Source organism: Micromonospora solifontis (assembly GCF_003725545.1).
In the GTDB taxonomy this organism is placed as follows: domain Bacteria; phylum Actinomycetota; class Actinomycetes; order Mycobacteriales; family Micromonosporaceae; genus Micromonospora; species Micromonospora solifontis.
Genome location: NZ_RJLN01000035.1, coordinates 23,271 through 36,992 on the forward strand (window position 1 = coordinate 23,271; position 13,722 = coordinate 36,992).

Below are 13,722 nucleotides of genomic sequence, written 5' to 3' on the forward strand. Positions count from 1 at the left end.
AACCCGGCGGCGGAGACATCCGTACGCCGAGGGGAGCGCCCGTGACCACCAGAGGGCTGTCCACCGCCGTACCGCAGCGGCTCACCCCCGTGGCCGGCGCGCCGCTGTGGTGCGACGCGCGGGACTTCGGGCTCACCGGCGACGGGGTGACCAACGACCAGCCAGCGCTCTCCGCCCTGGTGGACCGGCTCGGCGACGGGTACGCGGCGGACGGCCGGGCCCGGGTGATCTGGTGCCCACCGGGGATCTACTCGATCCGGGACGCCGGCACCGTGTGGCGCAGCGGGGTGTCCCTGATCGGCGCGGGCCCGGCGGCGACCCGCTTCCTGCTGAGCAACGAGGGCAACCGGGCCGACCCGGTGCCGCTGGCGTACTGGACGGTGCTGCAGCACGGAGCCAGCCGGGAGCGGCACATCGCCGACTGCACCTTCGCCGACTTCGAGATCGACGGCTCCGGGGTGGGCCAGGTCCAGTACTGCTACCTCGCCAAGGGACTGGGCATCCAGTACATGGTCCGGGGGGTGTTCCGGAACCTCTACATCCACCACACCGGGGCGAGCGGTCTCGGCTGCGACTTTCTCCAGGACAGCCTGATCGACGGGGTGGTCGCGGTGGGCTGCGGCCGGCTGGACAACGGGGTGGAGATGGGCGGCGCCGGCATCGGCGTCGGGGTCGGCGGCTGGGGTGAGGTGGAGCGGCTCACCATCGCCAACTGCACCACCGTCGGCAACGGCACCAACGGGATCTTCCTTGAGCTGCAGAAGGACTGGTGGCCGCCACCGCGCGGCTACCGCATCATCGGCTGCCACAGCCAGGCCAACCGGTTCGGCATCTCCGACTGGGGCACCGACGGGCTGATCGTCTCGTCCTGCACGCTCAGCGACAACCTGGAGGCCGGCTTCGACGTCTCGGCCAACGGCACGGCCGGGATCGCCGGGCGCGGCGGGCTGCTGACCGACTGCGTCATCGACTGCAACGTCGGGGACGGGATCAGCATGGGCGACTCCCCCGGGCCGTACACGATCCGGGGCAACCGGATCAGCCGCAACGGCGGGTACGGGTACCACGAGCACGACCTGGGGCGCGGCTTCGTCGGCGCGGCCGACGACGTGGTGATCGACGGCAACGAGATCTGGGAGAACGGGCTCGACGGCATCCGGATCGACCGGCCGATGACCGATGCCATGGTGGTGAACAACCGGATCCGCAACAACGGCCGCCGGTGCGCGCCGGCGGCGAGCGGGGCCGGCGAGTCGGTGCGCTACGGCGACCGGAAGATGGTCGACGCCGGGGCGCACTGGCCGGCCGACGGGCACCGGGGGAAGGTCGTGCGGATCGGCACGCGCAGCGCCGTGGTAGTCGCGAACACCGACACCGAGCTGACCCTCGCCGCGGTACGGCCGGACTCGCCCACCGGGTGGAACGAGGACACCCCGCCCCCCGGCGCCCGGTACGAGCTGCCGGGCCCCCCGCCGGTCCGGGCCGGGATCACCGTCAACGCCCCGTTCGACTCCGCCACCGTGCGGGCCAACCGGATCTGGGACCACCGGGACGACCAGACCCAGACGTACGGGCTGTGGGTCACCGACCGGGGCAGCTGCCTGTCCTGCCGGGTGGAGGAGAACGACCTCGTCGGCAACGCCGAGGGTGCGGTGCGCCTCGACACCCCGCCGGTGGGCGGCCACTGGCGGCGCAACCACCAGCACGCGGACTGACCACGCCGGTTGGATGGTCGCCGCGGGACGCGGCAACCGGTGGCCGCCACCGGCCCCCGGCGGCCCCGAGCTGCGGCGACCCGCCGTCGATCAGCGGTTGAGGTGGCTGGCGATCGCCGCGGCGAGGCGCTCGGGGGCGCCGTCGGCGTACCCGATGAACAGGCTGGGCTCGGTGAGTTCCAGCTCGACCAGGACGGGCGCGCCGTCCCGGCCGGGGATCAGGTCGACCCGGGCGTAGAGCAGCCGGTCCGTGCCGCCCGGGACCACGGCGAGGGTCTTCGCCGCAGTGTCGAGCTGCTCGGGGGTGGCCGCCCGGGCGTCGATCCGCTCCTCCTTGTAGAGCTCGGCCACGCCCAGGTCGGGGCCGGTCAGCATCGGCCCCTTGCGGATCGCGTGGCTGAACGCCAGGCCGTCCGGCCCGGCCAGGAAGAGCAGCGCGGTCTCCCCGGCGGTGTCCACCGCCGACAGGTACGGCTGGACCATGGTGACCCGGCCGGCGGTCGAGAGCCGCCGGACGTGCGCCACGGCCAACTCCCGGTGCTCCGGGTCGGCCAGGTCGTACCGCCCGGTGTCCTGGCTGCCCGCGCTGACCGCCGGCTTGAGCACGATCTCGCCGGAGTCGGCCGGCGGGGTCCAGCTCTCCCCCGGCGCGACCCAGGTGGTCGGCACGGTCGGCACGCCCGCCGCGGAGAGCTCGGCGAGGTAGCGCTTGTCCGTGTTCCAGGCGACCACGTCGGCCGGGTTGACCAGGCGCGGGACGGTACGGGCCCAGGCGACGAACTCGTCGCGGCGCAGCGCGTAGTCCCAGGGCGAGCGGAGCACGACCAGGTCGTACCGGGACCAGTCCACGGCCGGGTCGTCCCAGCGGGCCGGCTCGGCGGTGATGCCCCGGGCGGCGAGCGGGCCGGACACGAGCCGGTCGTCCGGGTCGAGGTCGGGCAGGGCGGAGCAGGTGACGAGAGCGACCCGGGGTTTCCCCCGGGTCGACTGGTGGTGGTTGGTCAATTTATGTCAACGGGCCATCGTGCGTCGGGCCATCGACCGCCAGAGGTCGTTGCTCGGCCGCATCTGGTCCATCAGCTCACGCTCCCAGGCGTTCTCGACGGTGACCCCGGCCTGGGCGCAGGCCTGCCGGGCGACGTCCGTGTCGTCAGCGAACTGGTCGGCCCACACCCCGTCGGAACCCACGAGGACGATGCGCGCGCCGCGCTTGCCGACGTACTCGATGACCGCCTTCGCCCCGCCGTGCCCGGCGGCGAACGACTTGATGCCCGCGACCAGGCCGTTGGGGGCCTGCTCGGCGGTCTTGTCAGCCGTCAGCGTCGTATCGGAACCATCTGCCATGACGCGAAGCCTAAGCAGACATCCACCCGGATGTGCGAGAACCATGAACCAATTGTGATGCCAATTACCTACCGGTTTAAGGAAGAGCACAGGTGATTCGCCCGTACATGTCCGTCTTATCCGGTCGAAACGGGCGGGGTAGATCGTCACAATCTGTCCCACTTGAGCCGCCCCGGCTCAGCCCGAAAAAAATTCGGATGAACCGTGCGACCCGCCGAGCTCATCCACCCCGGTCAGTGCCGGAAGCGACCCCTACAGCAGGGCGTCGAGCGCGACCGCCGCGAAGAGGATCGTCAGGTAGGTGGTGGACCAGTGGAACAGCCGCATCGGCTTGACCGCCTCGCCGCGCACCGCGCGCCGGCACAGCTTGTGCGCCTCCACCACGAACACGCCGCCGACCACCAGCGCGGTCACCCCGTAGATCGGGCTCATGCCCAGCGGCCAGACGGCCAGCGAGGAGAGCAGGGTCAGCCAGGAGAAGATGATGATCTCGGCGTTCACCCGCCGGACCGAGGCCACCACCGGCAGCATCGGGATGCCCGCCCGGGCGTAGTCGGCCTTGTACTTGATCGCCAGCGCGTAGAAGTGCGGCATCTGCCAGAAGAACACCACCGCGAACAGCCCCCACGCGGCGGGGGCCAGCGAGCCGGTGACCGCGGCCCAGCCGATCAGCACCGGGGCCGCCCCGCAGGCACCACCCCAGAAGGTGTTGGCCGCGGTGGTCCGCTTCAGCCAGAGCGTGTAGATCACGTCGTAGTAGACGATCGCGGCCAGCGTCAGCGCGGCCGCCAGCCAGTTCGTGAACGCGGCCATCAGCACGACCGAGACGACCGCCAGCACCAGGCCGAAGATCAACGCGCTGCGGGGGGACACGGTGTGCGCGGGCAGCGGCCGGCGCTTGGTGCGCCGCATCAGCTGGTCGATGTCCCGGTCGATGTAGCAGTTGAGCACGCTGGCCGCGCCGGCGGCGAGCGAACCGCCGACCAGCACCACGGCCACCAGCCAGAGCGAGGGCATCCCGCCGTCGGCGAGCATCATCGCCGGCACCGTGGTGACCAGCAGCAGCTCGACGATCCGGGGCTTGGTGAGGGCCACGTACGCGGCGATCACCGCCCGCAGGTCCCGCCGGCCGGTCGCCGACACCTCCGCCACCGTGCGCACCGGCGGCTGCCCGGCAGAGTCGCTGACGGGGCGCTCGGTGATCATGCTCACGGATTGCCACCTTCCGGCTTCGGCGGGGGAGGTCGGGGTCGGCCGCGGACCCGTCCGGGTCCACACACCGCCCCACACACTACGCGTCGTCGTTTTGGCTGCCCCGCAGACCCGACAACGGTGCGAGCCGTCACACCCGGCGGTGAACGACCGATCCGGTCGGCGACGTACAGAAGGCCATGGAGAGATCCCCGGGCGGACGTTTAGGGACGCTCGATAGGGTCACCACTGAGGGTTCCGCCCATCTGCCGAGGAGCACAACAATCGTGGCTGCCAACCGACCCGAGCTTCCCGCTCTCAACTGGTCCGACCTCGACCGCAGGGCCGTCGACACGGTCCGCGTGCTGGCCATGGATGCCGTGGAGAAATCCGGCAACGGCCACCCGGGCACGGCGATGAGCCTCGCCCCAGCGGCGTACCTGCTCTTCAACCGGGTCATGCGGCACAACCCGGCCGACCCGAACTGGCCCGGCCGGGACCGGTTCGTGCTCTCCGCCGGCCACTCCAGCCTGACTCTGTACATCCAACTCTTCCTCTCCGGCTACCCGCTGGCCCTGGACGACCTCAAGGCGCTGCGCCAGTGGGGCTCGCTCACCCCGGGCCACCCGGAGCACGGCCACACCCCCGGTGTCGAGACCACCACCGGACCGCTGGGCCAGGGCATCGGCAACGCGGTCGGCATGGCCATGGCGGCCCGCCGCGAACGCGGCCTCTTCGACCCCGAGCCGGACCGCGGCGACTCCCCGTTCGACCACGACGTCTGGTGCATCGCCTCGGACGGCGACATCGAGGAGGGCATCAGCCACGAGGCCAGCGCCCTCGCCGGCCACCAGCAGCTCGGCAACCTCTGCCTGATCTACGACGACAACGAGATCTCGATCGAGGACGACACCCGCATCGCCAAGAGCGAGGACGTCGCGGCCCGCTACGAGGCGTACGGCTGGCACGTGCAGACCGTCGACTGGCGCCGCGGCGACGCCGACCAGGGCGACTACCACGAGGACGTGCCGGCCCTCTACGAGGCCCTGCTCGCCGCCCGGGCGGAGACCCGCCGTCCCTCCTTCATCGCGCTGCGCACCATCATCGGCTGGCCCGCCCCCAACAAGAAGAACACCGGCAAGATCCACGGCTCGGCGCTCGGCGCCGACGAGGTGAAGGCCACCAAGCAGATCCTCGGCTTCGACCCGGAGCGGACCTTCGAGGTCGACGACGAGGTGCTCAAGCACGCCCGCCAGGTGATGGAGCGGGGCGCCGAGGCCCAGGCGGCGTGGACCACCACGTTCGACGCGTGGGCGCAGGCCAACCCGGAGCGCAAGGCGCTGTGGGACCGGATGTCCACCCGTACCCTCCCGCAGGGCTGGGCGGACGCCCTGCCGAGCTTCCCGGCCGACGCCAAGGGCGTGGCCACCCGGGCCGCCTCCGGCAAGGTGCTGGAGGCCCTCGCCCCGGTGCTGCCCGAGCTGTGGGGCGGCTCCGCCGACCTGGCGGAGAGCAACAACACCACCATGAAGGGCGAGCCGTCCTTCATCCCGGCCGAGCACGCCACCAAGGACTTCCCGGGCGACGAGTACGGCCGCACCCTGCACTTCGGCATCCGCGAGCACGCCATGGGCGCGATCCTCAACGGCATCGCCCTGCACGGCGGCACCCGCCCGTACGGCGGCACGTTCCTGGTCTTCAGCGACTACATGCGCCCCTCGGTACGGCTCGCCGCGCTGATGAAGCTGCCGGTGACCTACGTCTGGACGCACGACTCGATCGGCCTCGGCGAGGACGGCCCGACGCACCAGCCGGTGGAGCACCTCACCGCGCTGCGCGCCATCCCCGGCCTGGACGTGGTCCGGCCGGCCGACGCCAACGAGACCGTCTGGGCGTGGCGGCAGGCCCTGGAGCACACCGACCGGCCGACCGCGCTGGCGCTCAGCCGCCAGCCGCTGCCGACGCTGGACCGGACCGAGCTGGCCGGCGCCGAGGGGGTCGCCAAGGGCGGCTACGTGCTGGCCGAGGCGTCCACCGGCAAGCCGCAGGTGATTTTGATCGGCACCGGCTCCGAGGTGCAGCTCTGCCTCACCGCCCGGGAGCGGCTGGAGGCCGACGGCACCCCCACCCGGGTCGTCTCGATGCCCTGCCAGGAGTGGTTCTTCGCGCAGGACGAGGCGTACCGGGAGTCGGTCCTGCCGCGCGGGGTAAAGGCACGGGTGAGCGTGGAGGCGGGTATCGCCATGTCCTGGCGGGGGATCGTCGGGGACAGCGGCGAGAGCGTGAGCCTGGAGCACTACGGGGCGAGCGCGCCGCACACCGTGCTCTTCGAGCAGTTCGGGTTCACCCCCGACCGGATCGTGGCCGCCGCGCACGCGGCGCTGACCCGGGTGGGCGACATCACCGGTTTCACGACCGGCAACTGAGGGGAGCGTGGACGGCATGACCGACAGGCTTGGTGAGCTGAGCGCCGCAGGGGTGGCGATCTGGCTCGACGATCTTTCCCGGACCCGACTCAGCTCGGGCGGGCTCGACCAGCTCCGGCGGGAGCAGCATCTGGTCGGGGTGACCTCCAACCCGACCATCTTCGCCAAGGCGCTGAGCGACGCCGACGAGTACAACTGGCAGCTCAAGGACCTCGCCATCCGTGGGGTGGACGTCGAGGAGGCCGTCCGCATGCTCACCACGTACGACGTGCGGTGGGCCTGCGACGTGATGCGCCCGGCTTACGACGCGAGCGGCGGGGTGGACGGCCGGGTCTCCATCGAGGTCGACCCGCGGCTGGCCCACGAGGCGGAGAAGACGGTCGCCGAGGCCGGGGCGCTGTGGTGGCTGATCGACCGGCCGAACCTGTTCATCAAGATCCCGGCCACCGAGGAGGGCCTGCCGGCGATCACCAACACCCTGGCCCAGGGGATCAGCGTCAACGTCACGCTGATCTTCGGCCTCGACCGCTACTCGCAGGTCATGGAGGCCTTCCTGGCCGGCCTGGAGCAGGCGAAGGCGAACGGGCACGACCTGTCCAAGATCGGCTCGGTGGCCTCGTTCTTCGTCTCCCGCGTCGACACCGAGGTCGACAAGCGGCTGGAGAAGATCGGCTCGGACCAGGCCAAGGCGCTGCGCGGCAAGGCCGCCGTGGCCAACGCCCGGCTGGCGTACGAGCGCTACAGCGAGGTCTTCGGCTCGCAGCGGTGGCAGAAGCTGGCCGAGGCGGGCGCCCACCCGCAGCGCCCGCTCTGGGCCTCCACCTCGACCAAGAACCCGGACTACCGGGACGTCATCTACGTCGAGGAGCTGATCGCGCCCGGCACGGTCAACACCATGCCGGAGCCGGTCATCCACGCCTTCGCCGACCACGGCGAGACGCGCGGCGGCGACACCGTCACCGGCGCCTACGACGAGGCCCGCAAGGTCTTCACCGACCTGCAGGCCGTCGGCGTGGACATGTCCGACGTGATCGCCACCCTGGAGCGGGAGGGCGTGGAGAAGTTCGAGGCGAGCTGGCGCGAACTGCTGGACGGGGTCAGGAAGTCGCTCACCGAGGCGGCCAAGGGCGCCGGGCAGCCGGGCCGGGCCGCCCAGGGCAACGCGCAGGCCGCCGAGCAGGCGGGGGGCAACGCGTGACGAACGGCGTCGGAGGCGTCCCGGGGCACCGCCCCGGGGCGCGTCCCGCCGTGCCGGTCCCCCACCGTGGGGCACGGACATGACCGAGCGCGCGCATCACCCGTACCGCCCGGCGGCGCCGCCTGCCGATGCCCGGCGGAGCGAGGTGCGGCCATGAGTGGACGCCAGCGCGCGTGCCGGCCGGAGGTGCCGGCATGAGCGACCTGCTGGCGGGCCCGGCGGAGGTCGCCGGCGGGTTGTCCGTGCGCGGCGCGGCCGCGGTCGACGCGGCCGCGCCCGCGTCGACGCGCGCGGCCCTGCTCGCCCGGGACGTTCCGGCCCGGCTGGCGGCCGGAGATCCCACCCTGTGGGGTCCCGACGCGGCGGCCACGGCGAAGGTCCGGCTCGGCTGGCTGGACACCCACCGGCGCAGCCGCGAACTCCTCCCCCAGCTCGCCGAGCTGGTCGCCGAGCTGGCCGACCTGGACCACGTGGTGCTCGCCGGGATGGGCGGCGCCGCACTCGCCCCGGAGGTGATCACCCGGGCGCTGGGCCGGCCGCTGACCGTGCTGGACACCACCGATCCCGGGCAGGTCCGGGCCGCCCTGGCCGACCGGCTGGAGCGGACCGTGGTGGTGGTCTCCAGCAAGTGCGGCTCGTCGGTGGAGACCGACAGCCTCCGGCGGGCGTACTGGCAGGCGTTCCTGGACGCCGGGATGAGCGAGGCGGAGACGGCCCGGCACTTCGTCGTGGTCACCGACCCGGGCTCCCCGCTGGAGGCGACCGCCGCCGAGCTGGGTGTGGTCACCATCCTCGCCGACCCGGAGGTGGCAAGCCGCTACTCGGCGCTCACCGCGTTCGGCCTGGTCCCCGCGGCCCTCGCCGGCGTCCCGGTGACCGACCTGCTCGACGACGCGGACGCGCTCGCCGGTTCGCTCGGCCGGGACCGGGACAACCCCGCCCTGGCCCTGGGCGCGGCGCTCGGCGCGGCGGCCACCACGGGTCGGGCCACCGTCGCCCTGGCCGCCGACGGCACCGGGGCCGACGGGCTGGGCGACTGGATCGAGCAACTGCTCGCCGAGTCGACCGGCAAGGCCGGGGTGGGCCTCCTGCCGGTGGTGCTGGAATCCCCCGACGCCCCCGGTGGCACCGCCCCGGACGTGCTCACCGTGAGCTGTGGCGGCGCGCTCACGCCGGGCCGCGCGCCCGGCGCCGGCGTCGCCGACCTGGCGGTCAACGGCCCGCTCGGCGCCCACTTCCTCGCCTGGGAGTACGCCACCGCGGTCGCCGCTGTGGTGCTCGGCGTCGACCCGTTCGACCAGCCGGACGTCGCCGGGAGCAAGGAGAACACCGCCCGCGTCCTCGCCGCCGGGGCACCGGCGGAGACGGCGTCGTTCACCGACGGCGCGGTCGAGGTGTACGCCCCGGTCGGCGCCCCCGGCGACCTGGTCGGCGTGCTGCGGTGGCTGCTGGACGGGCTGGGCGACGACGGATACCTGGCGGTGACGGCGTACCTCGACCGGCGGGACGACGCGGCGGTGGCCGGGCTGCGCCCGGCACTGGCCCGGGCGACCGGACGGCCGGTGACCTTCGGGTGGGCCCCCCGGTGCCTGCACTCGACCGGGCAGTACCACAAGGGCGGCCCGCGGGCCGGCAGTCACCTTCAGCTGACCGGCGCGGTCACCGGTGATCTGCCGGTGCCCGGCCGCCCGTACACCTTCGGGGAGCTTCAGGCGGCCCAGGCCGCCGGCGACCGGCAGGCCCTGGCCGGCCGGGAGCGACCGGTGCTGCGACTGCACCTGACCGAGCGGGCGGCGGGCGTCGCCCAGCTGCTGGATGCGGCCGGACGGACACGGACGTGACGATGAATGACCTGGAACCAGCGGAGCGAGGAGGCAGCATGAACCCGCTGCGCGACCCCCAGGACCGGCGCCTGCCGCGGATCCCGGAGCCGTGCGCTCTGGTGATCTTCGGGGTGACCGGCGACCTGGCCCGCAAGAAGCTGTTGCCGGCGGTCTACGACCTGGCCAACCGGGGGCTGCTGCCGCCCGGTTTCGTGGTCCTGGGCTTCGCCCGGCGGGACTGGGGCGACGGCGACTTCGAGTCGCTGGCCCACGAGGCGGCCAAGAAGCACGCCCGCACCCCCTGGCGGGAGGAGGTGTGGGCGCGGCTGGCCGGCAACATCAAGTTCGTCGGCGGCTCGTTCGACGACGACGCCGCCTTCGACCAGCTCGCCGCCACCCTGGACGAGCTGCGCGAGTCGCACGGCATCGCCGGCAACGCCGCCTTCTACTTCTCCATCCCCCCGGCTGCCTTCCCGGTGGTGCTCAAGCAGCTCGCCCGCACCGGCATGGCGGACAACGCCAAGTCCGGCGGCTGGCGCCGGGTGGTGGTGGAGAAGCCGTTCGGCCACGACCTGCCCTCGGCGAAGGCGCTCAACGACCTGGTCGACGACGTCTTCACCCGGCAGGACGTCTTCCGGATCGACCACTACCTGGGCAAGGAGACGGTCCAGAACATCCTCGCGCTGCGGTTCGCCAACAACCTGTTCGAGCCGCTGTGGAACTCCAAGTACGTCGACTCGGTGCAGATCACCATGGCCGAGGACGTCGGCATCGGCACCCGGGCCGGCTTCTACGACTCGGCCGGCGCGGCCCGCGACGTGCTCCAGAACCACCTGCTTCAGCTCCTCGCGCTGGTCGCCATGGAGGAGCCGACCAGCTTCGACGCCGACGAGATCCGGGCCGAGAAGCTGAAGGTGCTCCGGGCGATCACGGTGCCGAAGGACGTCTCCCGGGACACCGTGCGCGGGCAGTACCTGCCCGGTTGGGTCGGCGGCGAGCGCGCCGTCGGCTACCTCGAGGAGGAGGGCGTCCCGCAGGACTCCACCACCGAGACGTACGTGGCGGTGAAGCTCGGCATCCAGAACCGGCGCTGGGCCGGGGTGCCGTTCTACATCCGGGCCGGCAAGCGGCTGCCCCGGCGGGTCACCGAGGTGGCCATCATGTTCAAGAAGGCCCCGCACCTGCCGTTCAACCCGGCCGACATGGAGTCGCTCGGCCCCAACCAGCTCGTCATCCGGGTACAGCCGGACGAGGGCGTGGTGCTGAAGTTCGGCTCCAAGGTGCCGGGCACGACCATGGAGGTCCGCGACATCGCGATGGACTTCCAGTACGGCGAGGCGTTCACCGAGTCCAGCCCCGAGGCGTACGAGCGGCTGGTGCTGGATGTGCTGATCGGCGACCGGACGCTGTTCCCGGACGCCGCCGAGGTGGAGCAGAGCTGGCAGGTGCTGGATCCGCTGGAGCACGCCTGGGCGGGCACCAAGCCGGAGGCGTACCGGGCCGGCGAGTGGGGTCCACGGGCCGCCGACGAGATGCTGGCCCGCGAGGGCCGGGCGTGGCGGAGAGCGTGAGCGAGCACTGCGAGCAGACCAGGAGGCGCCCGTGATCGGGTTGTGGGACACCACCGGCAACGAGGTGGTCAAGGCGCTCGCCGCCGAACGGCGCAGCGCGGGCGGCGTGGCCAGCGGCATGGCGCTCAGTCTGATCGTCGTGGTGGACGAGAAGCGGGTCCGGGAGGCGGAGGCGGCGGCGACCATCGCGGCCTCGGCCCACCCGTGCCGGCTGCTCGTGGTGGTCCGCACCGACGTCGAGCGGGAACGCAACCGGCTGGACGCGGAGATCGTCGTCGGCGGCCGGCTCGGCCCGTGCGAGGCGGTGGTCATGCGGATGTACGGCCGGCTGGCGCTGCACGCCGAATCGGTGGTGATGCCGCTGCTGGTGCCGGACGTGCCGGTGGTGACCTGGTGGCACGGCGAGCCGCCGGAGGAGATCGCGACCGACTTCCTCGGCGTGGTGGCGGACCGGCGGATCACCGACTCGGCGCAGGCCGCCGACCCGATCGCCGCGCTGCGGCAACGGGCGCGCGACTACGCGCCGGGCGACACCGACCTGGCCTGGACCCGGATCACGCCGTGGCGCACCCTGGTCGCCGGGGCGTTCGACACCGCGCAGGCGAAGGTCACCGAGGCGACCGTGGTCGCCCCCCGGACCGACCCGACGGCGGCGCTGATGCGCGGCTGGCTGACCGCCCGGCTCGGCATCGACCCGGTCTGGGAGCCCACCGACGAGTTCCCCCGGATGCGCGAGGTGCAGCTGCGCTGCGCCAACGGCGACGAGCTGACCCTCACCCGGGACGAGAGCGTGGCGCGGTTCCGGCGGACCGGCCAGGAGGACCGCACGCTGCCGCTGGTCCGGCGTCCGCTCGGCGACGAGCTGGCCGAGGAGCTGCGCCGCCTCGACGCCGACCAGGTGTACGCGGAGGCGCTCGGCGCGGCCGCCGGCCTCACCGGGCTGGACCAGCGTCCGGCCGGGCGGGTGCACGTGTGGAAGGATCCGGCGACCGCCCAGCGCGCCGAGGCCGGCGTCACCGCGCACGCCGGCGCGACCGCGAATGAGTGAGGTCGGCGGGGACCGCTGGGCGGTCGGACAGGCACAGGTGACCGCCGTGGGGCGGTCGGAACACGAAGGCACGACGGATGAGTGAGGCGAGTGTCGCCGTACACGCCGATCCCGACCTGCTGGCGCAGGCGGTGGCGGCCCGGTTGGTGGTGAAGCTGCTCGACGCGCAGGCGGACCGGGGCCAGGCGTCGGTGGTGCTGACCGGCGGGCGGATCGCCGCGGCGGTGTACCGGGCGGTGGCGGCGCTGCCGGCCCGGGACGCCGTCGACTGGTCCCGGGTCGACGTCTGGTGGGGCGACGAGCGGTTCCTGCCGGCCGGTGACCCGGAGCGCAACGAGACGCAGGCCCGGGCGGCGCTGCTGGACGTGGTGCCGCTGGACCCGGCACGGGTGCACCCGATGCCCGCCTCGGACGGGCCGGCCGGCAACGACCCGGAGACGGCCGCCGCCGGGTACGCGCAGGAGCTGGCCCGGGCGGCCCGGCCGGGCCACGCCGCGCTCCCCCACTTCGACGTGCTGCTGCTCGGCGTGGGCGAGGACGGGCACGTGGCCTCGGTCTTCCCCGAGCACCCGGTGCACCACGACAGCCGGCCGGTCAGCGCCGTCCGGGGCAGCCCCAAGCCGCCGCCGGTACGCACCACGCTGACCCTGCCGGCGATCAACACGGCCGAGGAGGTCTGGCTGGTCGCCGCCGGCGCGGACAAGGCCCGGGCGGTGGGCATGGCCCTGGCCGGCGCCGGTCCGGTCCAGTTGCCGGCGGCCGGCGTGCACGGCGTCAGCCGCACCCTCTGGCTCCTCGACCGCGCCGCCGCCGCCGGTGTCCCACCCCGCTCCCGCAGCCTCCGCTGAGCCCGCCGCCCCGCCCCCACTGCACTGATTCACGGAAAGAGTGGCTATCGCCCGCTGGATAGCCACTCTTTCCGTGCATCAGGCCCCTCAGGGGCGGCCGCGGCGGCGGCGGAGGGCGTCCAGGGCCTCCGCGAGGAGGGCCTCGGCCTCCTCCGGCGTGCGGCGCTCCTGCACGTACGCCAGGTGGGTCTTGTAGGGCTCGGAGCGCTGGCGACCGGGCGGGTTGGCCGGGTCGGGGCCGGCGGGCTCGCCGCAGCGGGGACAGTCCCAGGTGGCGGGCGCCTCCGCCTCGGCGGCGATGAGGAACTCGACCCGGTGATCGTTACGGCACCAGTAGGCGACCGGGCGGCGCGGCGCCGGCTCGGTGCGCTGGTCGAAGCGTTCGGGGGCGGACCCGATCCGGGTGCCGCGGATGACGTTGCCACTCGGCACGGCTGCTCGCTCCTGTCGTCGGAGGGGACCACCGCCGGAGGGGGTGACGGTGGGCGACGCGGTGCAGCGGAACACAAAACTGCGCGCGGTCCGTGACGGACCGCGCGCAGATTGTACGACTCGACG

General features: G+C 73.2%; 11 protein-coding genes. 7 read left to right on the forward strand and 4 right to left on the reverse strand.

What is annotated here, in order from left to right:
• Window positions 1-41: 41 nt before the first annotated feature.
• Window positions 42-1,715, forward strand: a complete 1,674-nt coding sequence (locus EFE23_RS14420; RefSeq protein WP_123241435.1) for a right-handed parallel beta-helix repeat-containing protein — start codon at window positions 42-44, stop codon at window positions 1,713-1,715.
• Between the two features lie 90 nt (window positions 1,716-1,805).
• Here EFE23_RS14420 and EFE23_RS14425 read toward each other — a convergent pair whose 3' ends face one another.
• The 3 genes from EFE23_RS14425 to EFE23_RS14435 form a co-directional block, all read right to left on the reverse strand.
• Window positions 1,806-2,720 carry an ATP-grasp domain-containing protein gene (locus EFE23_RS14425; protein WP_123241436.1) on the reverse strand — a complete coding sequence of 305 codons (915 nt, stop codon included), beginning with the start codon at window positions 2,718-2,720 and terminating at the stop codon, window positions 1,806-1,808.
• Between the two features lie 6 nt (window positions 2,721-2,726).
• Window positions 2,727-3,059: a hypothetical protein gene (locus tag EFE23_RS14430; protein ID WP_123241437.1), complete on the reverse strand. Its 333-nt coding sequence runs from the start codon at window positions 3,057-3,059 to the stop codon at window positions 2,727-2,729.
• 252 nt (window positions 3,060-3,311) lie between these two features.
• Window positions 3,312-4,271, reverse strand: a complete 960-nt coding sequence (locus EFE23_RS14435) for a heme o synthase (RefSeq protein WP_123241438.1) — start codon at window positions 4,269-4,271, stop codon at window positions 3,312-3,314.
• A 266-nt stretch (window positions 4,272-4,537) separates the two neighbouring features.
• Here EFE23_RS14435 and tkt point away from each other — a divergent pair, with 266 nt between their 5' ends.
• From tkt to pgl, 6 genes are all read left to right on the forward strand, one after another.
• Window positions 4,538-6,676 carry a transketolase gene (gene tkt / locus EFE23_RS14440; RefSeq protein WP_123241439.1) on the forward strand — a complete coding sequence of 713 codons (2,139 nt, stop codon included), beginning with the start codon at window positions 4,538-4,540 and terminating at the stop codon, window positions 6,674-6,676.
• Between the two features lie 16 nt (window positions 6,677-6,692).
• The gene (gene tal / locus EFE23_RS14445; protein ID WP_123241440.1) at window positions 6,693-7,874 is read left to right on the forward strand and encodes a transaldolase; all 1,182 of its coding nucleotides are present in this window, start codon (window positions 6,693-6,695) and stop codon (window positions 7,872-7,874) included.
• Between the two features lie 194 nt (window positions 7,875-8,068).
• Window positions 8,069-9,715: a phosphoglucose isomerase-related protein gene (locus EFE23_RS14450; protein ID WP_123241441.1), complete on the forward strand. Its 1,647-nt coding sequence runs from the start codon at window positions 8,069-8,071 to the stop codon at window positions 9,713-9,715.
• Between the two features lie 38 nt (window positions 9,716-9,753).
• The gene (gene zwf, locus EFE23_RS14455) at window positions 9,754-11,268 is read left to right on the forward strand and encodes a glucose-6-phosphate dehydrogenase (RefSeq protein WP_123241442.1); all 1,515 of its coding nucleotides are present in this window, start codon (window positions 9,754-9,756) and stop codon (window positions 11,266-11,268) included.
• A gap of 31 nt (window positions 11,269-11,299) precedes the next feature.
• Window positions 11,300-12,316: a glucose-6-phosphate dehydrogenase assembly protein OpcA gene (locus tag EFE23_RS14460; protein ID WP_123241443.1), complete on the forward strand. Its 1,017-nt coding sequence runs from the start codon at window positions 11,300-11,302 to the stop codon at window positions 12,314-12,316.
• Window positions 12,317-12,393: 77 nt separating this feature from the next.
• Window positions 12,394-13,164, forward strand: a complete 771-nt coding sequence (gene pgl, locus EFE23_RS14465; protein ID WP_123241444.1) for a 6-phosphogluconolactonase — start codon at window positions 12,394-12,396, stop codon at window positions 13,162-13,164.
• 87 nt (window positions 13,165-13,251) lie between these two features.
• Here pgl and EFE23_RS14470 read toward each other — a convergent pair whose 3' ends face one another.
• Window positions 13,252-13,596, reverse strand: coding sequence for an RNA polymerase-binding protein RbpA (locus tag EFE23_RS14470; RefSeq protein ID WP_123241445.1), 345 nt, complete (start codon window positions 13,594-13,596; stop codon window positions 13,252-13,254).
• Window positions 13,597-13,722: the final 126 nt, after the last annotated feature.